At 61.4% G+C, this 24,578-nt stretch carries 25 protein-coding genes; 14 read left to right on the top strand and 11 right to left on the bottom strand.

Annotated elements, in window-relative coordinates:
* Positions 1-32: 32 nt before the first annotated feature.
* The 7 genes from NKH80_RS05780 to NKH80_RS05750 form a co-directional block, all read right to left on the bottom strand.
* Positions 33-1,403, bottom strand: coding sequence for an FGGY-family carbohydrate kinase (locus tag NKH80_RS05780; protein ID WP_352990190.1), 1,371 nt, complete (start codon positions 1,401-1,403; stop codon positions 33-35).
* A complete protein-coding gene (gene rhaM / locus NKH80_RS05775; RefSeq protein WP_352506206.1) occupies positions 1,400-1,717 on the bottom strand; it encodes an L-rhamnose mutarotase in 318 nt (105 codons plus the stop codon). Before rhaM ends, NKH80_RS05780 begins: the two co-directional genes overlap by 4 nt.
* Positions 1,717-2,718 (bottom strand): ABC transporter permease, encoded by a 1,002-nt coding sequence (locus NKH80_RS05770; protein ID WP_352990427.1) that lies wholly within the window; start codon positions 2,716-2,718, stop codon positions 1,717-1,719. The genes rhaM and NKH80_RS05770 overlap by 1 nt, the downstream gene beginning before the upstream one ends.
* 154 nt (positions 2,719-2,872) lie before the next feature.
* Positions 2,873-3,850 carry an ABC transporter permease gene (locus NKH80_RS05765; protein WP_352990186.1) on the bottom strand — a complete coding sequence of 326 codons (978 nt, stop codon included), beginning with the start codon at positions 3,848-3,850 and terminating at the stop codon, positions 2,873-2,875.
* Positions 3,847-5,388: a sugar ABC transporter ATP-binding protein gene (locus NKH80_RS05760; RefSeq protein ID WP_352990183.1), complete on the bottom strand. Its 1,542-nt coding sequence runs from the start codon at positions 5,386-5,388 to the stop codon at positions 3,847-3,849. The genes NKH80_RS05765 and NKH80_RS05760 overlap by 4 nt, the downstream gene beginning before the upstream one ends.
* 83 nt (positions 5,389-5,471) lie before the next feature.
* Complete coding sequence (rhaS, locus tag NKH80_RS05755) at positions 5,472-6,467, bottom strand: rhamnose ABC transporter substrate-binding protein (RefSeq protein ID WP_254820009.1); 996 nt, start codon at positions 6,465-6,467, stop codon at positions 5,472-5,474.
* A gap of 54 nt (positions 6,468-6,521) precedes the next feature.
* Positions 6,522-7,331: a DeoR/GlpR family DNA-binding transcription regulator gene (locus NKH80_RS05750; RefSeq protein WP_352990180.1), complete on the bottom strand. Its 810-nt coding sequence runs from the start codon at positions 7,329-7,331 to the stop codon at positions 6,522-6,524.
* A gap of 187 nt (positions 7,332-7,518) precedes the next feature.
* Here NKH80_RS05750 and NKH80_RS05745 point away from each other — a divergent pair, with 187 nt between their 5' ends.
* The 3 genes from NKH80_RS05745 (at position 7,519) to ggt (NKH80_RS05735) (ending at position 13,045) form a co-directional block, all read left to right on the top strand.
* Entirely contained in the window at positions 7,519-9,621 is a 2,103-nt protein-coding gene (locus tag NKH80_RS05745; protein ID WP_352738466.1) for a bifunctional rhamnulose-1-phosphate aldolase/short-chain dehydrogenase, read from the top strand.
* Positions 9,622-9,736: 115 nt separating this feature from the next.
* Positions 9,737-11,029, top strand: a complete 1,293-nt coding sequence (rhaI, locus tag NKH80_RS05740; RefSeq protein ID WP_352506211.1) for an L-rhamnose catabolism isomerase — start codon at positions 9,737-9,739, stop codon at positions 11,027-11,029.
* A 279-nt stretch (positions 11,030-11,308) separates the two neighbouring features.
* Positions 11,309-13,045, top strand: coding sequence for a gamma-glutamyltransferase (ggt, locus tag NKH80_RS05735; RefSeq protein WP_352702242.1), 1,737 nt, complete (start codon positions 11,309-11,311; stop codon positions 13,043-13,045).
* A gap of 64 nt (positions 13,046-13,109) precedes the next feature.
* Here ggt (NKH80_RS05735) and NKH80_RS05730 read toward each other — a convergent pair whose 3' ends face one another.
* Positions 13,110-13,454 carry a hypothetical protein gene (locus NKH80_RS05730; RefSeq protein WP_352702240.1) on the bottom strand — a complete coding sequence of 115 codons (345 nt, stop codon included), beginning with the start codon at positions 13,452-13,454 and terminating at the stop codon, positions 13,110-13,112.
* A 124-nt stretch (positions 13,455-13,578) separates the two neighbouring features.
* On the opposite strand from NKH80_RS05730, the gene NKH80_RS05725 reads away from it, so the two are divergent.
* Positions 13,579-14,082, top strand: a complete 504-nt coding sequence (locus NKH80_RS05725; protein ID WP_352702238.1) for a hypothetical protein — start codon at positions 13,579-13,581, stop codon at positions 14,080-14,082.
* A 134-nt stretch (positions 14,083-14,216) separates the two neighbouring features.
* On the opposite strand, the gene NKH80_RS05720 is transcribed toward NKH80_RS05725, so the two are convergent.
* A complete protein-coding gene (locus NKH80_RS05720; protein ID WP_352506214.1) occupies positions 14,217-14,516 on the bottom strand; it encodes a DUF1236 domain-containing protein in 300 nt (99 codons plus the stop codon).
* A gap of 418 nt (positions 14,517-14,934) precedes the next feature.
* Between NKH80_RS05720 and NKH80_RS05715 the strand changes: the two genes are divergently transcribed.
* The 8 genes from NKH80_RS05715 (at position 14,935) to ggt (NKH80_RS05680) (ending at position 21,772) form a co-directional block, all read left to right on the top strand.
* Positions 14,935-15,126: a DUF3606 domain-containing protein gene (locus tag NKH80_RS05715; protein ID WP_254820019.1), complete on the top strand. Its 192-nt coding sequence runs from the start codon at positions 14,935-14,937 to the stop codon at positions 15,124-15,126.
* A 102-nt stretch (positions 15,127-15,228) separates the two neighbouring features.
* Positions 15,229-15,495, top strand: coding sequence for a DUF6894 family protein (locus NKH80_RS05710; protein ID WP_352777886.1), 267 nt, complete (start codon positions 15,229-15,231; stop codon positions 15,493-15,495).
* Between the two features lie 571 nt (positions 15,496-16,066).
* Positions 16,067-16,513 carry a VanZ family protein gene (locus NKH80_RS05705; RefSeq protein WP_352990176.1) on the top strand — a complete coding sequence of 149 codons (447 nt, stop codon included), beginning with the start codon at positions 16,067-16,069 and terminating at the stop codon, positions 16,511-16,513.
* A gap of 545 nt (positions 16,514-17,058) precedes the next feature.
* Positions 17,059-17,730: a GntR family transcriptional regulator gene (locus NKH80_RS05700; protein WP_352506217.1), complete on the top strand. Its 672-nt coding sequence runs from the start codon at positions 17,059-17,061 to the stop codon at positions 17,728-17,730.
* Positions 17,731-17,813: 83 nt separating this feature from the next.
* Positions 17,814-18,659, top strand: a complete 846-nt coding sequence (locus tag NKH80_RS05695; protein WP_352990424.1) for a transporter substrate-binding domain-containing protein — start codon at positions 17,814-17,816, stop codon at positions 18,657-18,659.
* Positions 18,660-18,728: 69 nt separating this feature from the next.
* The gene (locus NKH80_RS05690; protein ID WP_502900910.1) at positions 18,729-19,442 is read left to right on the top strand and encodes an ABC transporter permease; all 714 of its coding nucleotides are present in this window, start codon (positions 18,729-18,731) and stop codon (positions 19,440-19,442) included.
* Entirely contained in the window at positions 19,439-20,158 is a 720-nt protein-coding gene (locus NKH80_RS05685; RefSeq protein ID WP_352506235.1) for an ABC transporter permease, read from the top strand. Before NKH80_RS05690 ends, NKH80_RS05685 begins: the two co-directional genes overlap by 4 nt.
* Before the next feature lie 21 nt (positions 20,159-20,179).
* Positions 20,180-21,772: a gamma-glutamyltransferase gene (ggt, locus tag NKH80_RS05680; RefSeq protein WP_352644269.1), complete on the top strand. Its 1,593-nt coding sequence runs from the start codon at positions 20,180-20,182 to the stop codon at positions 21,770-21,772.
* Positions 21,773-21,921: 149 nt separating this feature from the next.
* Here the strand turns inward: ggt (NKH80_RS05680) and NKH80_RS05675 are convergent, their stop codons facing one another.
* Entirely contained in the window at positions 21,922-22,806 is an 885-nt protein-coding gene (locus NKH80_RS05675; RefSeq protein ID WP_352990172.1) for a sigma-70 family RNA polymerase sigma factor, read from the bottom strand.
* Positions 22,807-22,913: 107 nt separating this feature from the next.
* On the opposite strand from NKH80_RS05675, the gene NKH80_RS05670 reads away from it, so the two are divergent.
* Positions 22,914-23,327, top strand: coding sequence for a hypothetical protein (locus tag NKH80_RS05670; protein ID WP_352990170.1), 414 nt, complete (start codon positions 22,914-22,916; stop codon positions 23,325-23,327).
* Between the two features lie 135 nt (positions 23,328-23,462).
* Here the strand turns inward: NKH80_RS05670 and NKH80_RS05665 are convergent, their stop codons facing one another.
* Positions 23,463-23,828 carry a VOC family protein gene (locus NKH80_RS05665; protein ID WP_352990168.1) on the bottom strand — a complete coding sequence of 122 codons (366 nt, stop codon included), beginning with the start codon at positions 23,826-23,828 and terminating at the stop codon, positions 23,463-23,465.
* Positions 23,829-24,242: 414 nt separating this feature from the next.
* Between NKH80_RS05665 and NKH80_RS05660 the strand changes: the two genes are divergently transcribed.
* A partial coding sequence (locus NKH80_RS05660; RefSeq protein WP_352506237.1) for a helix-turn-helix domain-containing protein occupies positions 24,243-24,578 on the top strand: 336 nt, incomplete at its 3' end.

The following is a 24,578-nucleotide window of genomic DNA, read 5'->3' as shown; positions in this document are numbered from 1 at the left end:
CTCCGAACATCAGGACGCCATGAGCTCGGCGGTCAGGCTCGTTCGTCGAACGCCGAACGCCAGGAGCGCACGTAACTTGTCCAGACCGGATCGGCCGAGGGTTCGGTCCTTTCGCCTCTGCCTTGCGGTGTCCCCCGGTCCGACGCCAGCAGCGCGGCGCCGATGCTGGTGCCTGTCGCAGCCTCGGAGGCAATGGCGGCGCGCGCAGTCGCCGCAGCCAGCATGCGGGTGAACAGCCGGTTGCGGGCGAAGGGTCCTTCGACTACGGTGGGACCGTCCGCGCCGATCAGATCGAGGCAGGTCGCGGTCATCAGCGCCAGGTAGAACGAGATGGCGACAAAGCGCTGGCCGGCGCTCATACCGTCCGCGTTAAACCATGATGCGGTACGATGCGGAAACGGCCCCGAACCTTGTTGCGTGGAAGGCAATAGGGACGTCTTGCGCGCCAGCACGGTAGCAACATCGTCTTCCGTCCAGTTCTCCGATTGGCCCTCGGTCAGCACGGAAAACTCGCGGCCGCCCATGAAGCGCGCCGACGGCACGGGATCGCCGAGTGCGTTGACATTGACCAGCGTGTCGCGTGCCGGATCGAGCGTGACCTTGCTGCCGCCGACCGCCATCGACACCACCCAGGTGCCGGTCGAGACGACGGAGAAAGGCGGCTTGTCGGATAGGAGATGCGGCAGCAGCGAGGCGTTGGAATCGTGCAGGCCGCAAAACACCGGCGTTTGCGGGTCGAGGCGGGTTTGCCGCGCCAGAGCGGGCAGGATCGGGCCCAGGCGGTCCTTGGCCTGCCGCACCGGCGCCATTAGCCGTCGCCATTGCAGCCGGTCGACCAGCGAGGAAAAATCCGCTTTCCACGGGTTCCATAGATCAGTGTGGCAGCCGAGCGACGTCACTTCGCTGGCGGCGACGCCGGTCAGGCGCAAGGCCCAGTATTGCGGGTACATCAGCATCGCGGCGGTTTTGGCGAAATCCGCCGGAAAGCGCTTCTGCTGCCAGAACAGCTGCGCACCGAGATTGAGGCCGGCCGGCAGGCGCGGCGTGCCGGTCTCGGAGAACGCGGGACGGATCGTGTCATAGTCCCTGGCAAGGGCATCCGGCCCGTCGAATTCGTAGTCGAGCACCGGCAGCGCCAGTTCGCCTGATGCGTCGACCAGCACGCCCGTTGCGCCATGGGTGGTGATCGATATCGCATCGATGCGCTGCTCGCGATCGATCTCGGCCAGGCTGCCGAGGATAAACGCCCATAACCGCTCGACGTCATGGTGGGGGTACTGGCCTTGCCGAACAGGCTCGTTCGCCACCGTGCGCAGGGCCACTTCGCTCGATGTGGCGAGATCGACCAGCGCCACCTTGGCGTTGGTCTTGCCGATATCGATGACGGCGACGTTGCTGGTCATTCCATATGGAACATTGTTTCCAGCGGCACCGCCACCGGCTCGTTGTTCGGCCTGGTCTCCATGATGTCCGCCATCTCGGCCCACCAACGCTGCATCACCGGATGCTTCGGCAATTCGTCCATCCCGTGGTCATCGCGTCGCCACAGCACGCCGAACAGTATGTTGGTCTCCTCGTCGAGATGGATCGAATAATCGGAGATACCGGCCTGTTTCAGCAACGCTACGAGTGACGGCCAGATGTCGTCGTGGCGCCTCTTGTATTCGGCCTTCATGCCCGGATTGAGCTTCATCTTGAACGCATATTTTTCGGGCATCAGGCAAAGCGCTCCCGCCGTACGCGCCGCCACAGGATCGGCAGTGCGATGACGATGATCAGCAGCAGGCCGATGAAGATCGACATGACGATCCCCGGCACGTTGAGCAGGCCGAGGCCGAAGGTCACCAGTCCCATGATGAACGCCGCCAGCACCACACCCAGAATGCTGCCGGCGCCGCCCAGGATGCTGACGCCGCCGAGCACCACCATGGTGATGACTTCCAGCTCGTAGCCCTGCGCGATGGACGGCCGGGTCGAGCCGAGCCGCGAGGTGATCAGCACCGAGGCGATGCCCGCCATCAGGCCGGTCAGGCAAAATAGGATGAATTTGATGCGGCCGACACGTACGCCGGAAAACTGCGCCGCGACCGGGTTGTTGCCGATGGCAAAGACCCGGCGGCCGAAGCTCGTCCGGTGCAGAAGGAACCAGTAGACGACTGCCGCGATCAGGAACAGCGTCAGTTCGAACGACACCACCCACCAGACATAGCCCTGGCCGAAGAAGGCGAAGCTCGCGGGATAGCCCTTGTAGGCCTGGTCGCCCAGGATGATGAAGGCAATGCCGCGAAACAGGCTCATCGTGCCGATGGTGACGACGATCGAAGGCAAGCCGAGCCTGGTGACGAGCAGCCCGTTGAAGGCGCCGCAGCCGAGCCCGACGACGAGGCCTATTGCCACCAGCACCGGCGTGCCGGCGCCGGCCTGCACCGCCATGCCCATCATTGTAGAGGCGAGCGCGATGATGGCGGCTACCGACAGGTCGATTTCGCCGGAGATGATCAGCAGCGCCATGGCCAGCGCGATCAGCGCCTTTTCCGTGAAGTTGAAGGTCAGGTCCGAGAGCGACCACGCGTCGAGGAAATAGGGCGAGGCAAAACTGTTGACGGCAAAGATGGCGACCGCCACCGCGACGAGCAGCGCCTCCCAGGAGAAGACCGCCGCGATGAAAGGGTTGTCGAGCCGATCGGGAATGTGGCGTGGGGCAGGGGCGTTGGCGATATTGGTCATGTGGCAACACCATCCGAAACTTGGCGCTGCCCCTTGTATCTGCACGGGGAGAGGGCAAGGGTGAGGGGCAGCGTCCACTTTGAAAACAGGACTGTTGCTGACGGCAACATTCCAATCGTCCCAGAGAAATGAAGCGAGGCGTCCATCATGCTGCTTCCGCCTTTTTGAGAATGATGCGGCCTTGCCGGCGTTCGCCGCGCGCGTTGAGCACCACGGCCAGGATGATGGCGCTGCCTGAAATCGCCATCTGCCAGAAGGGTGAAATGTTGATCACCGGCAGCGCGTTGGAGATGATGCCGAGGAACAGCGCGCCGAGCACCGCGCCGCCGACCGAACCGATGCCGCCGGCAATCGAAATGCCGCCGATGACGCAGGCGGCGATGATATTGAGCTCATAACCATTCGCGACCTCGACCGAGGCGATGACGTAGCGCGAGATCCACAGATAGCCACAGAGGCCGCCGATCATCCCCGAGATGCAGAAGACGATGAATTTCGTCCGGCCGACATCGATGCCGGCATAGACCGATGCGGTCGGGTTGACGCCGATGGCATAGATCGAGCGGCCGAGCGCGGTGCGCGTCATCACCAGGAAAAACAATGCAATGACCAGTATGGCGATCCAGGACAGAACCGGAATGCCGAGGAAAGCGGCGCGCTGCAGGCCGATGAACTCGGCGCTCATCTGGTCGGCGTTGACCCAGGCGCCGCCTGATATGACGAAGGTGGCGCCGCGGTAGATGGTGAGGGTGCCGAGCGTTACCACGATCGACGGAATGTTCAACCGCCATACCAGCAGGCCGTTGATGGCGCCGAGCACCAGGCCGACCAGCAGTGCGATGACGATAAGCAGCGGGATCGGGATCGCCGGATGCGCGGCGTTCAGCATCGCCACCACCATGCCGGTTAAGCAGAGGTTGGAAGCCATCGACAGGTCGATCGAGCGGGTCAGGATGACGACCATCTGGCCGAGCGCCAGGATCATCAGGATCGACGTATCGTTGAACACCTGGCGCAGATTGGCCGGATCGGCAAAACCTGGGAACCGCGTTGAGATCAGCCCGATCAGCACGACGATTGCCGCCAGCAGCCAGACCTCGCGATATCTGAGAAAAGCCTTCATGACGCGATCCCCGCTGCCGTCCTGACCAAGGTTTCGGCGTCGAGCCCCTTATTGTCATAGACCGCGGCAATGCGGCCCTCGCGCATGACGACGACGCGGTCGGACATGCCGAGGATTTCCGGCAGTTCGGACGACACCATGATCACCGACAGGCCTTGCGCGACGAGCTCGGCCATGAAGCCGTGCACGGCCGCCTTGGAGCCGATGTCGATGCCCTTCGTCGGCTCGTCCAGGATGATCACCCTGGGCGCGGTCGCCAGCCATTTGGCGATGACGATCTTCTGCTGGTTGCCGCCCGATAGCGTGCCGACGTCCTGGCTGAGCGAGGAGGCGCGCAGATCGAGCCGCTCGGTGTAGGAGCGGGCCAGCGCGAACTCTTCGGCCAGCCGCAATATGCCGGATTTGGATGTCCGTTTGAGCGAAGGCAGCGAAACGTTCTGGAAGATCGGCAGGCCGATCACCACACCTTGCTTGCCGCGTTCCTCCGGCACATAGACGATGCCGGCATCGATCGAATCCGCCGCCGATTTCGGCGCGATCGCCTTGCCTTCCAGCGTGATCGTGCCGCGGCTGGTGCGGGTGATGCCCGATATCGCCTGCATCACCTCGCTGCGCCCGGCGCCGACAAGGCCGTAGAAGCCGAGGATTTCGCCCCTGTGCAGCTCGAAGCCTATGTCGTCGAACTCGGTCGGGTGCGACAGGCCGGAGACGGCCAGCACCGGCGCGCCGATCTCGGCCTTGCGCTGCGGAAAGATGTGATCGACCGAGCGGCCGACCATCATGCGCACGATCTGGCTCTGGCCGGCGTCCTTGATCAGGCCTTCGCCGACCATCTCGCCGTCGCGGAACACGGTATAGCGGTCGGCGATGCGGTAGATCTCATCGAATTTGTGGCTGATGAACAGGATCGCCTTGCCGTCGCTCTTGAGGAATTCGATCAGCAGGAAAAGCTCTTCGATCTCCTTCATCGAAAGCGCTGCCGTCGGCTCGTCCATGATGACGATCCGCGCGTCGATGGACATGGCGCGGGCAACCGCGACTAGGTGCTTGTTGGCAATGCCGAGATCCTTCAGCCTGGCGTCGGCGTCGATATGGCCGGCGCCCATCGTATCGAGCACCTCGCGGGCATTCTTGCGCATGGTGCGCCAGTCGATGGTTTTGAAACGCGTGCGCGGCGCATGGCCGAGGAAGATGTTTTCGGCCACCGTCAGGTCGTCGAACAGCACGGTTTCCTGGTGGATGGCGGTGATGCCATGCCCGAACGCGGCGTGGGCGCTGGGCAGTGTGACCGGCTGGCCGTCGATGCTGATGGTGCCAGCATCCGGTTGGTAGATGCCGGTCATTATTTTGACCAGCGTCGACTTGCCGGCGCCGTTTTCGCCGATCAGCGCGGTCACCTGGCCGGGATAGAGCGACAGGCGGACGTCGTGCAGCGCGCGCACGCCGGGAAAGCTTTTCGAGATGCCGGACAGCGTCAGGCGCGGTCCGGAAGACAAAGGCGCTTCCTTTGCCATTTCGTGTTGGGCTGTCGTGTCCATAATCGTATCAAGCCCTGAAACAAGGTTCGTTTGAAAGCGCGGCGGGACCTGAGCCCCGCCGCACCGTTTCGAAGGCTCCAGGATCAATAGATCTTGGAGAACTTTTCGATGTTCGACTTGTCGAACTGGAAGGGCGGAGCCATGGCAGCCGAATTGGTGTCGTCGAGCGTGACCTTGCCGACGCGGCCGATCGACAGCGTAGCACCGGGCTTGGCTTCTTCCTTCTTCACCGCCAGGTCGTGGGCGAGGTAGACGGCGGAGTAGCCGAGATCGATCGGGTTCCACAGCGCAACCGCCTGGCTGGCGCCATTGTCGATGAACTTCTTGAACTCCGACGGCAGCGCCAGGCCGGTGACGTTGACCTTGCCGATCAGGCCTTCATCGGTCACCACCTGCGCGGCGGCAACGACGCCGACCGTGGTCGGTGCGATGATCGCCTTGAGGTTCGGATAGGACTTCAAAAGACCCTTGGCTTCATCCGTGCTCTTGGCCGAGTCGTCGTCGCCATAGACGGTGGCGACGAGCTTGATCTTGGGGAACTTCTCCGGCAGCACCTTCTTGGCCGCGTCGATCCAGGCATTCTGGTTGGTCGCGGTCGACGAAGCCGACAGGATGGCGACGTCGCCGCCTTCAGGCAGGTAGTCGGCGGCAAGCTTGATGATGGTCTCGCCGATCAGGTTGGTGTCGGAGGGGTTGAGGTGAAGCTGGCGTCCTTCCGGCGCGACGCCCGAATCCCACGAGATGACGGTGATGCCGCGCTCCATCGCCTTCTTGAGCACCGGCACCAGCGCGTCGGCGTCGTTCGCCGAAATGGCGATGGCGTTGACCTTCTGTGCGATAAGCGAATTGACCACTTCGATCTGCGCTTCGGCGGTCGCCTTGGTCGGGCCGGTGTAGATGATGTCGACATCGCCTAGTTCCTTGGCCGCCTCTTCGGCGCCTTTGTTGGCGGCGTCGAAGAAGCCGTTGCCGAGCGACTTCACCACCAGCGCGATCTTGACGTTCTCAGCATAGGCGGCATTCACGAACATGGCGGCGGAGAACGCCGCCGTAACCATCAATTTCCTAAAGAAGCTCATCGAATATCCTCCCTTGAGCGTTGCATTCCATCGCCGCTGCGGGCGTGAGTTTTCTCAGGCCTGCAGCGAAGATTCTTCTTTATTGCTTGCCGTTGTGCGGGCGATGATCAGCGTCACGCCGGCGGTCTCCAGCATCTTGGCTTCGCGATCCTCGATGCCGTCGTCGGTGATCACCGTGGCGATGCGCGACAGGCCGCACAGGATCAGGCTCGAGCGTCTGCGGAACTTCGAGGAATCGACCAGCACCACCAACTCGTCTGCCTGGTCGATCAGCTTCTGCTCGGCCTGGATCAGCAGCGGGTCGCCTTCCATCAGACCGAGCGGTCCCAGTCCCTGCGCGCCCATGAACATGCGGCGCGCGTAAAAATTGCGCGTCACGTCATTGTCGAAGGGCGACAGGATGATGTTCTGCTCGCGGTAGATGGTGCCGCCCGACAGCATTACCGTGTTCTTGGAATGTCTGAGCAGGTGCTCGGCGATCGGAAAGGAATTGGTGAAGATCGGCATGCGCCGGCCGGTCAGGAAATGCACCATCTGGAAGGTGGTGGTGCCGCCATTGATGATGATCGGCTCGCCATCCTTGCAGAGTTCCACGGCTTCCCGCGCGATTGCCCGTTTCTGCGCAGCGTTGATGGTCTCGTTGACGGAAAAGGGCCGGCCGGCAAGGCCGATGAACTGCGGCGGCGAAAGCGCCTCTGCACCGCCGCGCACCCGGCGCAGGCGTTTTTGCACGTGCAATGCCGCGATGTCGCGCCGAATCGTCGCCTCGGACGACTCCGTCAGGTTGACCATCTCCTGCACCGTCACCACAGGTTTTTCCTGGACGGCGGACAAAATGATCCTGTGGCGCTCTTTCTCGTGCATGGTTCCTCCCTGCTTGAGCATCTAGGCACCCAAAGCGCGCAGTGTCAATCATTTCCGATCAGATAATTTCATTGTGCAATGCAATATGACTGATATTGATCGTTTGTGATTGACAAGACAGCCGCTTGCGTAGAAATTCGTACAAAAGGGACCGGCGCCGTTTGCGTGTCCCAAAGGGAGGATACCTATGCTCGACAAGCGCTCCGGCACGCGCCTCGCCAATCTTTGGGATAACGCAAAAGCGCAAGCAATGAGCGAACCGGAACGTCTGGTCTATCGCTCGAACGTCCTTGGCTCCGACAAGCGCGTCACCAATTATGGCGGCGGCAACACCTCCTCCAAGATCTGGCAAAACGATCCGCTCACCGGCGAAAGCGTGGAAGTGCTGTGGGTCAAGGGCTCGGGCGGCGACAGCGCCTCGATCAAGCTCGACGGCTTCGCCACACTGTACATGGATAAACTGCGGGCGCTGAAGGGTCTCTATCGCGGCCTCGAACATGAAGACGAGATGGTCGGCTATCTGCCTCACTGCACCTTCAATCTCAACCCGCGCGCGGCCTCGATCGACACGCCGCTGCATGCCTTCGTGCCGAAGCCTTATGTCGATCATATGCATCCCGACGCCATCATCGCCATTGCCGCCGCCAAGGATTCGCAGGCGCTGACCAAGGAGATCTTCGGCGACACGATCGGCTGGCTGCCATGGAAACGTCCGGGCTTCGAACTCGGCCTGTGGCTGGAGAAATTCTGCCTCGAGAACCCCGACGCCAAGGGCGTCGTGCTGGCCAGCCATGGTCTGTTCAGCTGGGGCGACACGCCGAAGGAATGCTACGAGACCACGATCTCGGTTATCAATCAGGCAATCGACTGGTTCGAGCGCAAGAGCCAGGGCAAGCCGATCTTCGGCGGCGAAGTCGTCAAATCCCTCGATGCGCCGGCGCGTCGCGCCGTGGCCGCAAAACTGATGCCGAGGATCCGCGGCCTGATCTCCGAGAACAGCCACAAGCTCGGCCATTTCGATGATTCGCCTGCCGTGCTCGAATTCGTCAATTCCAGGGATTTGCGGCCGCTGGCGGCACTCGGCACGTCCTGCCCGGACCATTTCCTGCGCACCAAGATCCGGCCGCTGGTCATCGAGTTCGACCCTCAAAATCCCGACGTCGATGCCGTCATTGCCCGTCTTGCCGATGACGTGGCGGAGTATCGCGTCGGCTATCAGGCTTATTATGACCGCTGCAAGCACCCGGATTCGCCGCCGGCGCGCGATCCCAACGCCGTGGTCTATCTGGTGCCCGGCGTCGGCATGTTCACCTTCGCCGGCGACAAGGCGACGGCGCGCATTTCAGGCGAATTCTACGTCAACGCCATCAACGTCATTCGCGGCGCCTCGACGGTGTCGGCCTATGTCGGCCTGCCCGACCAGGAAGCCTTCGACATCGAATACTGGCTGCTCGAAGAGGCAAAGCTGCAGCGCCTGCCGAAACCAAAGGCCCTTGCCGGCCAGATCGCGCTGGTCACCGGCGGCGCCGGCGGCATCGGCCGGGCCACCGCCAACCGGCTGCTGCGCGAAGGCGCGTGCGTCGTGCTGGCCGACATCGACGAAGCAGCCCTTGCCAGCGCCAATGAGGAGCTTGCCAAGGCTTATGGCAAGGATTTCGTGCGGCCCGTCGTCATCAACGTCACGTCCGAGGACCAGGTGATCTCCGGTTTTGCCGAGACGGCGGTCGAATTCGGCGGCATCGATATCCTCGTGTCGAATGCCGGCCTGGCAACCTCGGCGCCGATCGAGGACACCACGCTGGCGCTGTGGAACAAGAACATGGACATCCTGTCGACCGGCTATTTCCTGGTTTCGCGCGAAGCGTTCCGGCTGTTCCGGGCGCAAAACATCGGCGGCAACATCGTCTTCGTCGCTTCCAAGAACGGGCTTGCCGCATCGCCCAACGCCGCCGCCTATTGCACGGCCAAGGCCGCCGAGATCCATCTGGCACGCTGCCTGGCGCTGGAAGGGGCGGAAGCACAGATCAGGGTCAATGTCGTCAATCCCGACGCCGTGCTGCGCGGCTCGAAGATCTGGAGCGGCGAGTGGAAGGAACAGCGCGCCGCCGCCTACAAGATGTCGACCGACGATCTCGAGGAGCATTACCGCTCGCGTTCGATGCTGAAGCGCTCGGTATTCCCAGAGGACATCGCCGAAGCGATCTATTTCTTCGCCTCCGATATGTCGGCAAAATCGACCGGCAACATCATCAACGTCGACGCCGGCAACGCACAGAGTTTTACGCGATAAGCGACCGTCTTTGAGGGGTTGGCGCCGAGGCCGGAACTTTACCCTTCTCCCCGGGGGAGAAGGTGCCGGCAGGCGGGTAAGGGGCAGCGCCAACCGAACGCATTTGGGAGGAACCATGTCCGAAACCATCATCTCCGTCGACCTCGTCGACAAGCATAATGCCGCGCGCAACGCCGACCTCAAGCGCGATTACGACTCTCTCGGCGAGCGCCTCGACCGCCGCGGCATCGCCATCGACGCTGTCAGAGACAAGGTCGAGAAATTCGCGGTCGCCATTCCGTCCTGGGGCGTCGGCACCGGCGGCACCCGCTTTGCCCGTTTTCCAGGCGCTGGCGAGCCGCGCGACATTTTCGACAAGATCGAGGACTGTGCCGTCATCCGGCAACTGACGCAGGCGACGCCGACCGTCTCGCTGCATATTCCCTGGGACAAGGCCGATCCGAACCGGCTGAAGCAGGCGGCATCCCGCTTCGGTCTCGGCTTCGACGCCATCAACTCCAACACCTTCTCCGACGCCAGCGACCAGAAGCTTTCCTATAAATTCGGCTCGCTGTCGCATGCCGATGCAGCAACACGCCGGCAGGCGGTCGAGCACAACCTCGAATGCATCGAGATCGGCAGGACGCTGGGCTCGAAAGCGCTGACGGTGTGGATCGGCGACGGCTCGAACTTCCCCGGCCAGGTCAACTTCGCCAAGGCATTCGAGCGCTATCTCGACGCGATGAAGGAGATCTACGCCGGGCTGCCGGACGACTGGAAGCTGTTCACCGAGCACAAGATGTACGAGCCGGCCTTCTATTCGACCGTCGTGCAGGATTGGGGCACCAACTACATCATCGCCAAAGAGCTTGGCGACAAGGCGTTCTGCCTGGTCGACCTCGGCCATCACGCCCCCAACGTCAATATCGAGATGATCGTGTCGCGGCTGATCCAGTTCAAAAAACTCGGAGGCTTCCACTTCAACGATTCGAAATATGGCGACGACGACCTCGACGCCGGCTCGATCGATCCCTACCGCCTCTTTCTGGTCTTCAACGAACTGGTCGATGCCGAGCTTTCAGGCGCCGAAGGCTTCGATCCGGCCCACATGCTCGACCAGAGCCACAACATCACCGATCCGATCGAAAGCCTGATGCTGTCGGCGATAGAAGTGCAGCGCGCCTATGCGCAGGCGCTGCTGGTCGACCGCAGGGCGCTCGAAGGCTTCCAGGATACCAACGACGCGCTGATGGCGACGCAGACGTTGAAGATAGCCTATCGCACCGATGTCGAGCCGATACTTGCCACGGCACGGCTGAAGACAGGCGGCGCCATCGATCCAGTCGCCGCCTACCGCGCCGCCGGCTACCGGGCGAAGGTTGCAGCGGAACGGCCGGCGGTGGCGAGCGTCGGCGGCGGGATTGTTTGATGCTGGTGAAAATGAAAAACCCGCCTGAGGCGGGTCGTTGGAGCCAAATAGCACCATACCCAAATTAGTAGCATAGCTGCCGGCACAAAGCAAGAACAAAATTGCTTGTCAGCGTTGGATCGTGGCTTCATTTCAGCTTGGGTTCCTCTCCGCCATGAATGGGTGCCATGAATGGTGTCGATAGAAGGCGCAAGCCTCGCCATATCTTCCCATTAATGTCAGTAGACTCAACCTCTCCAAGCGCGTTTCCTAGGCCTACCCACGCCTCGGAGAACGGCCATGCACAACACCCGCCGAACCCTAATCGCCGTCACCCTTTCCCTCACCCTGACCTTCGTGCCGTTCCTCGCCTTTGCCGCCTCGCCGCAGCCGGCGAAGGGCGAGCACGGCATGGTGGTGACCGCCCAGCATCTGGCGTCGGAAGTCGGCGTCGAGGTGCTGAAGAAGGGCGGCAACGCGGTCGATGCAGCGGTCGCTGTCGGCTACGCTCTGGCTGTCGTCTACCCGACCGCCGGCAACATCGGCGGCGGCGGCTTCATGACCATCCGCTTCAAGGACGGCCGTTCGACCTTCGTCGATTTCCGCGAGCGCGCGCCGCTCGCCGCGACCAAAACCATGTATCTCGACAAGGACGGCAAGCCGGTAAAGGGCGCCAGTCTCGACGGCTATCTGGCGGTCGGCGTGCCCGGTTCGGTGGCCGGCTTCGAGATGGCGCGGGAGAAATACGGCACGCTGACGCGGCAGGATTTGCTGGCGCCGGCTATCCGCTATGCCAAGGACGGTTTCGTGCTGGAGCAGGGCGATGTGGCCTCGCTCCTGGGCGGCGCCGAGCGGCTGGCCAGGGACCCAGCGGCGGCCGTCATTTTCCTCAAGCCGGACGGCAAGCCCTATGCCGTCGGCGAGCGCCTTATCCAGGCCGATCTCGCGGCCTCGCTTGCCGCGATTTCGGAACGCGGCGTGGATCCCTTCTACAAAGGTGCGATCGCCGACGCCATCGTCAAGGCGAGCGGCGAGAAGGGCGGCATTCTGGCCAAGGCGGATTTCGAAAATTATGCCGTGCGCGAGCTCAAGCCGGTGACCTGCAATTATCGCGGCTACGAGATCATTTCCTCGCCGCCGCCAAGCTCCGGCGGCGTCATCATCTGCGAGATCCTCAACGTGCTTGAGTTCTACCCGCTGTCCTATCTCGGCGCCGGTTCGGCCGAGACGGTTCACGTCATGGTCGAGGCGATGCGCCACGCCTATGTCGACCGCAATTCGGCGCTCGGCGATCCCGGCTTCGTCGACAATCCGGTCGCAAAACTGCTCGACAAGAATTACGCCAGGGAAATTCGCGAAAAGATCGATCCGTTCCGGGCCGGCGTCTCGCAGGAATTGATGCCGAAGGGCTTTGGCGAGAGCAGCGAGACGACGCATTTTTCGATCATCGACAATGATGGCAATGCCGTCGCGGTAACCTACACGCTGAACGGCTCGTTCGGCGCCGGCGTCGTCGCCGCCGGCACCGGCATCCTGCTCAACAACGAGATGGACGATTTCACCCAGAAACCCGGCGTGCCCAATCTCTATGGCCTGGTCCAGGGCGAGGCGAATGCGATCGCGCCGAAAAAGACGCCGCTGTCGTCGATGAGCCCCACCATCCTCGCCAAAGACGGCAAGCCGTTCATGGTCATCGGCAGCCCCGGCGGTTCCCGCATCATCACCATCACGCTGGAGGCGATCGTCAACGTCGTCGACCACGGCATGAACATCCAGGAGGCCATCGACGCACCGCGCATCCATCACCAATGGTTGCCCGACACGGTCTATATCGAACCTTTCGGCCTGTCGCCCGATACCGAAAAGCTGCTTACCGGCATGGGCTACCGTCTCGATCTTGCCGACACGACCTGGGGCCAGGCGGCCGGCATCCTGGTCGGCGGCAAGAGCCTGGCGGAAATCGAGAAGGGTGGCGGCGCCCGCTACAATGGCGCCATCGACAGCCGCGCCGCAGCCGGCAAGGCTATCGGGTATTAAACCCCAAAAAGTGGGAACCGGTTTTCGGATAAGATCATGGTCAACAAGAAGATTGCGCCTTGCTTCAGGTGACCAGCGCGATTGTCGACGCAATCAGCATCAGCGCCGCGATGCCGACGAACAGCGCGTAGATGCGCGGCCGGTCGAGCAGAAGCGCATTGCCGGATATCCATGCTGCAGTGGCGCCGCCAAGCGCGAAAAAGAAGGTGCTGCGGCGCCCGAAGCTCAAGCCGGCAGCCATCAGGCCGCCGATGATCAGGGCGCCGAACACGATGATCACGGCGACTGCGTATTTTTCGAAATCGTTGCCGCCGGCGCTCGGGCCGATTGCGTTCAACCTCGACAGATCGTCCGGATCGAACGGGCTGGTCGACCCATATTCGTCTTGACCGACAGGCTCATGCATCATTCGTTCTCCGCAAACCGACAGCAAATCATCAAGCCTCGCCGAGCGCAACCGCTCGCCGAATGTGATTGGCACGGTGTTCAACACTTTCTGGCGGCGGCTTGCCAGAGATTTTTGGGTGCGTGCCTTGATCGCCCCGCTGTGCGGTCTGGTCAAGCGCTTTGCAGGAGTTGAATCTTCAGGCCGCTCTGGCCAAAGACTGCGTTGCCTGAACGGAAGCTCCAAGCACCGCCTGTGCGGTGTCGGCCTGCCTTTCATCGACGTGCGCCAGCACCAGGATCACACCCTGTTCGGCATCCCGCCGGCCTGGCTGCTTGCCGCTATCGGACAATGTGTCGAAAAGCCTGCCGGCAATGCAGCCCAAGGCTGCACCGACGAGGGTAGATGCCAGCCATCCCGCGCCGACGGGATCGACGCCTGGGATATCAAAGGCGCCGAGGCCGGCCAACAAACCCGCCGCCGCGCCAAGGGCGGCACCGCTGCCTGGACCGCGCAAGACGGCGCCGATTTCATCATCGTAGGGTCCGATGACGCTGATCTGGTGGCGCGCAATTCCTGCTGCCTGAAGCGTTTCGACGGCACGCGCCGCCTGGTCATGGGAATCGAAAAGTCTGCTGATTGTTCGCATTGAAACTGCCTGTGAGGCCCCCCGGCCGTCCATGTACGGCGGGTTCCTGCCGAGCGACGACGCCGCGGAGCCGCCTAACGCAAACGTCACCCGCCGCTCATTCTGAGCGGCGGGTGGCGGCTGCCTGAATTTTCACGTCACTCGATGATCTTGACGATCTTGCGCGTGCCGGGATCGACGACGACGGTGCGGTTGTCGACGACGACATAGCGGTATTTGACGTTGGGGACTTCATGAAGCTCGACTGTATCGGGAAGCGTTGAGCCGATATTGAGCTCCACCCCAGGGATTTTCACCGAGGCCAGCGGCTGCTTCTTCACATACTCCTTGATGACCGTTTCCTGCTCCGGCTCGATGACGACGTCTTGCGCCGCAACGGCTCCGACGCCTGCCAGCAGCAGAAATCCCGCCACTGCGGTGGAAAAATGCATTCTCATGGATCGTCTCCTTTGCGAACTCGGTCCGCTCTTCACGCCAAGGCTCACTCGAACGGAAGGCAGCTGAAAACGTTCCGTCGACGGGGCTTCGGTCCTGCCCGGCAGGGACCAACCGACGTGTTACCGCAGGACCTAAGTCTGATCCGTGCGCGCAAAGGGTGGGTTTGCCGCGTGACCCGGAACCGTGGCGGCGCGTGGCCGTTTCGGGCTGCACGTGCCGGGAGGATTCCATGGAAAAGTCGACGGTTGCTCGCACCGATCTTGGCTGTTCCACTCCGATCGAACCCGACAGCTGCGCAGCCTGTCCCTTCCTGCGCCGATAGGTTCGCCCGTCAGTTTGTGGCGAGCGAAACCTCAAATTGCTGCGTGCGTCAAAGCTGACCCCCGGAAGCGAAGAGAAGGGGCGAGGAGAACAGAAATGGCCGACGACAAGAGCAAGCGAGACTTCAGCGACCGCAAGCGTGTTTCGGTGGATGAGTATTACGAGGTCGAATATTTCGCGCGGGAAAATGGTGTTTCGCCCAGCCAGGTGAGCAAGCTGATCAAAAGGACCGGCGGCGACCGGATGATCCTCTCGCAGGCGGTGAAGGCATTGCGCGAGCGCAAGTGAGATGGCGGCGAAGCCAACGGTGGAGAGGCACTGATCGCGATTGGCCGAGATCGCGGCCATCTGCCGACAACGTGCCCGGATGCCGAGCTTCGGCCAAGCGCAATGCCCCACTACTTCTTTGATTCCGATGAAGACGGAATCGTCTATTCCGACGATCAGGGAACCTTATATGACGATTTCCCGCTGGTCAGGAAAGAAGCCCTTCGCACATTGGCCGAGATGGCCAGGGATGGCCTTCCTCACCGCAGGATTGCAGTCAAGGTCCGGGACGACCGTGGCGGTATGGTCCTCGAAGTGGCTTTGACCTTTGCCGTCGAAACGCAGCATTTCGACGAGCGTATTTTCCAGATCGACTTGCGCACGAACTGACGCCTCGATCGTCATCGCGCCGACCATGAGGTTTCTGGTGCAGCCGCATCTTCCCTAGACTGGAACATTAGAAGTCTCTAATTGTTATCCTAAGCAGCGGGAACCTCCCGGGTTTCTGCTGCAGATCGGGGTGCAAACCCGGTCGGCCCGCGCCCTCCGCCAGAGGCGCGGGCTTCGTTTGTTTAGCCGATGCGCAACGCCGTTCGGCAGCAGCATATTGGAGACCTGCGGGAGCATTAATAGCATCAGTCGCTACCGCGGCGCCCTGGCGCCCAGGCAACGGAGCCCGTCGTCCGACAGGGCGGCGGGCTTTTGACCCCTTTGCGCAATCGGTGGAATTCTGGCCGGCGCCGATTCGTGTGGCATGGGTAAGGTGCCCCGACGCAGCGCCGGCCAAACGGAAATCAGGTCCGCCGCAGCCAGATAGTAGCCGGGTCAGCGCGGCAGGGAATTGCGTGATCGCGGAAGCTACCGCTGGCCTATTGCACTCGCCACGAGCCCGGCCTGTGCAGCGGCTGACCCGAGGCATTCATTCATTCTGACGATGCACCGGACGCCCCGACGGCCGAAATTGGACGCCGCGCTCGCTCTGGCCGGTGGTGTTCCCCCCGCAGATTTCGGACGAAAGGCCATTTTATCCTTGTTGCGCCTGGATTCCTATCAGATCGTGGCAAGGATTGCCTTTCCGGCCGCGTTTGCCGGCGTTCTGCTGTTCGCCCTTTTGCCGGAGCAGCTCCTGCTGGGTCTTGGCCTGGCTTTCACGTTTGATCACGACAAGCTCAATCACGCCGCCGCCTTCGTCGTCCTGGCGGCTCTCGGAAGTCTCGGCTGGCCGGAACGCAAGGCGAAGCTGATCGTATTGCTCGTTCTCACGGGCGCAGCGATCGAGGGGCTTCAGGCCGTGCAACTGATAGGGCGCGACCCGGATCTGTTCGACTGGGTTGCCGACTGCGTGGGAATTGCGTGCGGACTGATGGTTGCAGGCTGGACAAAGCGGCTCGCTGGCGGATTGCCATAGGTGCTGACAGCTCAACGGCGCCGGCGCACCCGCGCTCCAAGGTTGTGAAAAATGGCCGGCGCCACTGGGGGGCGCGTTGGGGTAAGTTGCCTGATCGAGCGCCGGCCAGGCGGAAAAATCAGGTCCGCCGCAAAATAACGTAGCAGGAATGGCAATGCGCGGCAGTAGCGTGATCGCGGAATGTCCGCGCTCGCGCCTCCGGTGCGGTGACCCGTTTTGGGTCAACAATTCTGGCACCTGAATTGCACTGTAAGCAATGCCGGGGAACACTCCGGCGATCGTCCCCGAATATGGGGCCTCGCCGCTTCGCAAATGGAGCGGCGGGCCTTTTTGTAAAGTTCGGTGGCGTCGACGGTTTCCGACGCGTGGGCGGCGAAAAGCGGCCGATCAGCGGCTTAGCTGACCACGGTGCGCTTGCCCGATGTCCCCGATCAAGTGCTTATTCTCACAACAGAAATTCTAACTGCGCAAGCTTCTGTGCTTGACACAGGTCTCGACAACTGGATAAGTGGATACACAGATACGCTTTTGACCGGACCAAGGACGTGGCAGCAGACGCAATCGAGCCGTTGGGTATCACGACCGCCGAGGAGGAGGCTTATCGCCACATTCAGCGGGCCCTGAGGATGGGGCGTTACCGGGCCGGGGACCGGCTGATCCCGGAAGAGATCGCGACGGAAATCGGCATGAGCCGCATGCCGGTTCGCGAAGCATTCCGCCAACTGGCTGCGGAAGGTCTTGTGGTCATTCGCCCGAACCGTGGCTGCATCGTCGCCGGGCTTACCCTCGATGAGATCTACGAAACCTTTGAAATACGCTCCGTGCTCGAAGGGTTGGCGGTGAGGCTTGCCATGCCGCACATCGATGTCGAAGTGCTTGAAGAACTGGAACGCCAGCTCGACCGGATGGAGCGCGCCAGCCAGACCGGCAGCAGCGACTGGGTCGTGCGCCATCAGGCCTTCCATCTGCAGATTTGCCAATTGAGCAACAGAGCCAAGCTGGTCCGGCAGATTGCCAGCCTGCACGTCGTGATCGAGCCCTACCTGCGCATCTGGTTCGACTATGTCGACAAACCCGCCAGCGCGCGCGCCGAGCACGAGATCCTGATCGAGGTGTTGCGGTCAGGTGATGCCGGCAAGGCAGAGATCGTCATGCGGGATCATATCGTCGAGACAGCGCCGCTTCTGGCTAGCTTTGCAAGTCCCGGCCGCCGCTAGGAATACCATCTAAATCGTTGAAGCCGGAAGATAATCCGGCACGACGAAAGGGAACTGCCACACCGGCAAAAGAGGAGATTGACATGAAAATTAGCCGCATCGCAGCCATTGCGTCGGTCCTGTTCGGCCTGGTCCAGGCCGCTGTCGCACAAGAAACGCCAAAGGCAATTACCATTGCCACCGAAGGAGCCTACGCGCCTTGGAACTTCACAACGGCCGACGGCAAACTGGACGGCTTCGAGGTCGATCTCGCCAATGATCTGTGCGGGCGAATGAAGATCGAGTGCAAGATAGTCGCACAGGACTGGGACGGCATGATCCCCGCGCTGACCGTCGGCAAGTTCGACGTGATCATGGCGAGCATGTTCATCACCGAAAAACGTCTGAAGGTCATCGATTTTACCCAGCCATATGCGGTGGATCCCTCAGGTTTCGCGGTCGCCAAGGATAGCGAACTGGGCAAGCTCGGCATTTCCAACGAGCGGTTCAAGCTGGACAATGAAGCCTCTGCGCAAGCGGCAATCGACAGGCTCAAGCCATTGCTGAAGGGAAAGATCATTGGAGTTCAGGCTGCGACGGCAAACCTGGAATTTGTAAGAAAATACTTCTCGGACGTCGCCGAGATTCGCGAATACAAGACCACCGAGCAACACGATCTCGATCTCGCCGCGGGTCGCATCGACGCGCTCTTCGCACAGCAGACAGCGCTGGCTGCCACGCTGAGCAAACCGGAGTTCAGCGACTATACGCTTGCAGGACCAAGATTTGTCGGGGGTCTCTTCGGTCTTGGCTCCGGGGCCGGTATCCGCAAAGAGGACACCAAGCTGAAAGACATGCTCAACGGCGCCATCGACGCCGCGACCGCCGACGGCACGATCAAAACCCTGTCGCTTAAATGGCTCAAGAGCGACGTCACTCCAGTCAAGTAGGCGCTTGCCGGCGAACGGCCATTCCTGACCCGTTTCGGAGCTGAGCCGTTCGTCCTGCCGGGGGCATTAATGGTTGACGCATTCCAGCTGCTTGGTTTCCAGAACGGAGGTTGGGGGGCTGCTCTTCTCATGGCGGCCTCGATCACAGTGCTCCTGTCTGTGCTGGGCTTTGCGCTTGGCGCTGTATTTGGCGGGCTGGCAGCGGCCGGGCGTCTCCACAACTCCCAACTGCTAAGGTTCTTGGCCCTTGGCTATTGCACGGTTTTCAGGGGCGTGCCCGACCTTCTGACCATTTATCTGCTTTACTATGGAGGTAGTGTCGCCCTGACCTCGCTTGGTCATAGCCTGGGCGGGTCCGGATTCGTTGGCGTTCCGGCCTTTGCCACTGGAACCTTGGCTATCGCAATCATCTCGGGCGCCTATCAAGCCGAGGTCTATCGAGGGGCTTACGTCGCCATCGACCAGGGACAGCACGATGCCGCTTGCGCGCTTGGTCTCAACCGGCTGCAGCGGCTGCGCCAGATTATTTTTCCCCAGCTCCTGAGATACGCGCTGCCAGGCCTCGGCAATGTGTGGCAATTGGTTCTGAAGGACTCGTCGCTGATATCGGTAATCGGCCTCGTTGAACTGATGCGCCAGGCACAGATCGCCGCAGGTTCGACCCGTGAACCGTTCATCTTCTACATTGCTGCAGCCTTGCTCTATCTGGCTATCGCTTCCGTCACGGGCAATGCCTTTTACCGTCTGGAACGAAAGGCGCCGTGGCGCGTCCGGTCGGCATGATAGATTTCAGGTTTTTCCTCGAAATCCTGCCGAAACTACTCGCCGGCCTGCCGCTTACGATGGAACTGGCCCTGACTTCCATCGTTGCCGGCTTCGTTCTTGCCGTCACATTGGCGCTTGCCCAGCAATCGGAATCGCCCTTCGTCGTCCTGCCGATCCGTGGCTTCGTTGCCGTGTTCAGGGGGACGCCCCTGCTGGTGCAGATTTTTCTGACCTATTATGGCCTTGGTCAGTTCCGGCACCAACTGTCGGCAATTGGATTATGGGCCGTTTTCCGCGAACCCTACTGGTGCGCAATCATCGCGCTGACACTCAACACCACCGCCTATGGCAGCGAAATCCTGCGCGGCGCGATTCAATCGGTGCCACACGGCCTTGTCGAAGCGGCCCGGTCTGTCGGCCTGTCCACCTGTTTGACCTATCGGCACGTTATCCTGCCGCTGGCCTTTCGCCAGGCGCTGCCGAGTTACGGCAATGAAATCATCCTGATGATCAAGGGCACGTCTCTGGCTTCCATCGTAACCTTGATGGAGGTGACTGGAATTGCCCAGGGATTGATCTCCCAGACCTACCGCGCCTTTGAAGTCTTCATCTGCGCGGGCGCCATTTATCTCACTTTGAACTTCGCGATCATCCGTGCCTTGGCGGCACTCGAATACTGGATGTCGCGGCATCTGCGGCACCGCCCCTCGACGATGAGCGACGCCGCCTCTTGAGCACGACCAGAAGGGCATAGCATGCGAAATTTTGAGAAACCAACGCGCTCGGTTGTCGTTTCACGCGAGGCCATGGCCGCCACCTCTCATCCGTCGGCGACCCTGACGGCGGTGGAGATCATGGCGGCCGGCGGCAACGCCATGGATGCCGCCATCGCAGCCTGCGCCGTGCAATGTGTCGTCGAGCCAGCCTCGACCGGCATTGGAGGCGACTGCTTCGCTCTTCTGTCGCGAAACGGATCCGGCGAGGTCATCGCCTACAACGGATCGGGCAGGACACCCGCCGCCCTGACAATTGACTGGTTCCTCGAACGTGGCATGGCCGAGGTGGTCCGCAATTCTCCTGGCTCCGTCACCATCCCGGGAGCCATCGATGCATGGACCAGATTGCACGCTGATCATGGACATATGCCCTTCGATCAAATTCTGGCCCCCGCTATACGTTTCGCCGAGGAAGGCTACGCCATTTCACCGCGGGTCCATCGTGATTGGGCGTTGGAAGAAGAACTTCTGGCCTCTGATGTTACGGCGAAACGGATTTTCCTGCCAAACGGCCGCGCGCCAGACGTTGGCGAAGTGCATCGCCAGCCTGAGTTGGCTGCAACGCTGCGGCTGATCGCCAAGAAGGGACGAGAGGCCTTCTACACTGGCCCTGTGGCCGAAGACATGGTCGCCTATCTTCGTGGGCTCGGCGGATTGCACACACTCGAAGATTTCGCCGCGGCAACAGGCGAGTACGTGACCCCGATCAGCGCGGCGTTTCGAGGCTGCGATGTGTTCGAATGTCCGCCGAATGGCCAGGGTGTGATCGCCCTGCTGATTCTAAACATCCTCTCGCGCTTCGAAGCCCACGGCGATCCGCAATCCGCGGACCGGCTTCACCTGGAAATTGAAGCAACGCGCCTCGCTTACGCCGCGCGTGACCTGCTCGTCGCCGATCCCGACATGTCCGAGGTCCCGGTGGCCGACATGTTGTCGAATGCCTGGGCCGATCGTCTGGCCGGCATGATTGACCTAAAGCGCGCCCGCGCGGATCTGCCGGCGTTCGATATGCCGCTGCACAGCGACACGGTCTATGTTGCGGTTGTCGACAAGGATCGCAATGCGGTCAGTTTCATCAACTCGGTCTTCGACAGCTTTGGCTCGGGCCTGGTCTCGCCACGCTCCGGTGTCGTCTTGCACAATCGCGGGCAAAGCTTTTCGCTTGACCCCAGGCACCCTAATGCAGTGGCGCCGAACAAGCGACCTTTGCATACCATCATACCCGGGATGCTTGCGAGAGGCGGCCGGGCAGAAATGCCTTTCGGCGTCATGGGTGGCTACTACCAGGCAATGGGCCATGCGCACCTGCTGACGAAAGTGCTCGACTTCGGGATGGATCTGCAGGAGGCGATCGATCTGCCGCGGATCGCCCCCGTCACCGGCACGATGAAGGTCCAGGCCGAACACGGGCTCGCTGGCGAAACCCTAGCTGAACTTAGCCGACGCGGTTTCGAAATCATTCCTGCCACAGACCCGATCGGCGGTGCGCAGGCCATTCGCATCGATTGGGCAAACGGGACCCTGCTGGGCGGTTCTGAACCGCGCAAGGACGGCTGCGCCCTCGGTCTGTAGGTTGTGGTCAGAGCGGGATCCGAGATGCCGAAGACGTTTTCATCGACATTTGACCGGTGTTGCTGGCGCCATGGTCCAGATAATTCTCGCACGCCATCGACAACGGCAGGCAGCTGGATGTAGCGACAAATCATAAGTCGCGACTTGTGCTAATCTGGTGAGTTGAGCGTGGCAAAATCGATCTGACTCAGGCGAGCGGGATCGCCGATCACTTCGATGGCTCGGATTTTCTCCCCTGCCGCGTCTATCGTCAGTGCATATCGCGCACGTCCGGTCGGCGCCACAACAATCCCTGGCGTCCCGTTCAGAAGCATTGGCGTCGCGAATCGCGTACGTGCCGCGAAGGCAAGAGCCCCCCTCGCAACTGTTGTGGACCCATGTGCTTCCAGCGCTCTTCCGTCAGGAGCCGCAGACGAATCAACACGGATAACGAGGTCCGGGTCGAGGAGAGCCACGATCGCATCAATGTTGCTGGAACGAACTGCGTTAAGAAACTCATCCACAAGCCGCCGTCGCCTGTCCAATTCAGCAGCGGAAACAGTGGGCTGACCCCGTATGCGACGACGAGCTCGGCTTGCCAGTTGCCGCGCCATGACCGGGGTGCGGCCGACGATAGGGGCAATCTCTTCGAAGGGCACATCAAAGACGTCGTGCAGCACGAAGGCGACACGTTCGGCAGGAGCAAGCTTTTCGAGTACGACACTCAACGCAAGGCCGACCGAATCGGCAATCGCTAATTCCTTGTCGAGGTCCGCGGCGTCTCCCGAATCCGCGCCCCACTCGGAGAGCGCCTGCAGAGTCTCCGCGCGTGATTTGCGCGCCCGCAGCATGTCGAGGCAGACGCGCGCAACGACTGTAGTGAGCCAAGCGGTAAGATTGTCGACGCTCCGGGCATCTGAGCGGCTGAGGTGCAGCCACGCTTCTTGCACTGCATCGTCGGCCTCTGTCGATGAACCGAGCAGGCGGTATGCAACCTTCCGCAGATGCGTGCGATCAGCTTCGAAGCGCTTTGCCAGCCATTGATCCGGTTCCATCTGTCACATTTTCCCATCGCTGTCCGTCACAGTGATGACGGACGACGCCCATCCGATGTGACAACTCCCCTTTCAACGGCCTGGGGTGAGACAAAGGAGATATCATCATGGAACCGACCAACCCACTGATTCCGATCTTTGTTGCCTTGCTCGGGACTTGGTTCGGCGCAGCCGTGTTTTATGTGGTGGTCATAGGCCCCGCCGTCGTTCAAGCGGGGCCGTCCGGCGTCGGATTCCTGCAGACGCTCGCGCGGCGCTACGGCACCGGCCCCTTCTATGCTGTCTTGGCCTTTCTGACGGTTGCGACCGGCGTGTGGATGTACGTGGCCGGTGCCCGCGGCGTGTGGACAACGCTGAGCGTAGGCTTGGCAATACTGGCGCTGTTTCTCGGTGCATCGGCCAATCGGATCGCCGAGAGGAAGTGGGTCCACCTGGTCGGGAACATCCGGGGCTCTGCAACAGGAGACCAGGGCAGCGACGTGGCGACAGCATCGCCAAAGCCGAAAGGGTCAACGTCGTGACAACGGTCGTGCTCGGGCTCGCGCTCCTCTGCGTGGTTCTGAGTCGAACTATGGAGTAACAACTCGCAAACGCGCGGCAATTCACATTGATCGCGGGAATTCGTATTCCCTCAACCACCGGCTATTTGTTCAAGCTCAGTCCTTCTTGAACTCGAATAGCTCGATGACGTTGCCCGATGGATCTTCGAGCAAGATGGCGCGACCGGCACCGCCGTCGCTGATGTCGCCGCGGAATCTTGCATCAGCCCGGCGCAACCGCTCAATGAGCACACCGAGTCCCTTCGTAACGATCATAAATCGGTTCCACCCGCCCGGCTTCGGAACGCCGCCCGCCTGACCACCGCTCCCCGCACCTGGGGCGCTGAGATACAGCGTCAAGTCGTCACGCAGCAGCGCGGCGAACTTGCCCGGATTGCGCATTTCGATCTTGAAATCGAGATAGTCTCGATAGAATGCGGCCGCCTCATCGACGTCCGCAACGATGTATCGGACGGAAGCCATTCAACCTTCTCCTCTGTCTTGGAGCTACAACAGTCAACTTCGGCAAAGGTTTCCCAGTCGGTGGAGCTGGGTGCAGCAGCGGGCCTTCTGGATGGCCGCTCAAAGTCGGATGAGGTTTTTGGACAAAAAGATCAACCTCAGCCAGGTCTTCGCCGGCCAGACCGTCGGGCACCAAACAGGGCGAGGACCATATCTGGCTGGTCAGCTTCGTGGACATGATCTGGGCTATTTCAACGATGAGACATGTAGGCTCAAGCCACCCCAAAAACCCTTTCGGGTCAAACGGTTACCTATGTCTCTGGTATAAACCGTAACCTATGTGTCCAGAATGGACCGATGAGCGGCCCGAGACATAGGTGACGATTTGTACCGGACACATAGGTAACACTTTTCGGTTTTTGCCGGGAGGTGTTGATGCCGTGGAGAGAGTGTTCGGTGATGGAGGAACGTCTTCGCTTTGTGGCTCGCCTGCTCGACGGAGAAGGCATGAGCGCGGTGTGCCGGGAGTTCGGGATCTCGCGCAAGACCGGCTACAAGATCTTCAACCGCTACAGGCAAGAGGGGTTGGAGGCGCTTTGCGACCGCTCGCGGCGGCCGGTACGCTATGCCAACCAACTGCCCGAGCAGATCGAGCGGCTGATCGTCGAGAGCAAGCGCGACAAGCCGCACTGGGGCGCCAGGAAGATCAGGGAGCTGCTGATCAGGAAGCTCGCCGGCGATGTGCGCATCCCGGCCAAGAGCACGGTGCAT

This window comes from Mesorhizobium sp. M0904, from assembly GCF_040319475.1.
GTDB lineage: Bacteria > Pseudomonadota > Alphaproteobacteria > Rhizobiales > Rhizobiaceae > Mesorhizobium.
Note: the sequence above shows the minus strand (reverse complement) of the source record. Positions and strands in the feature narration are given on the sequence as shown.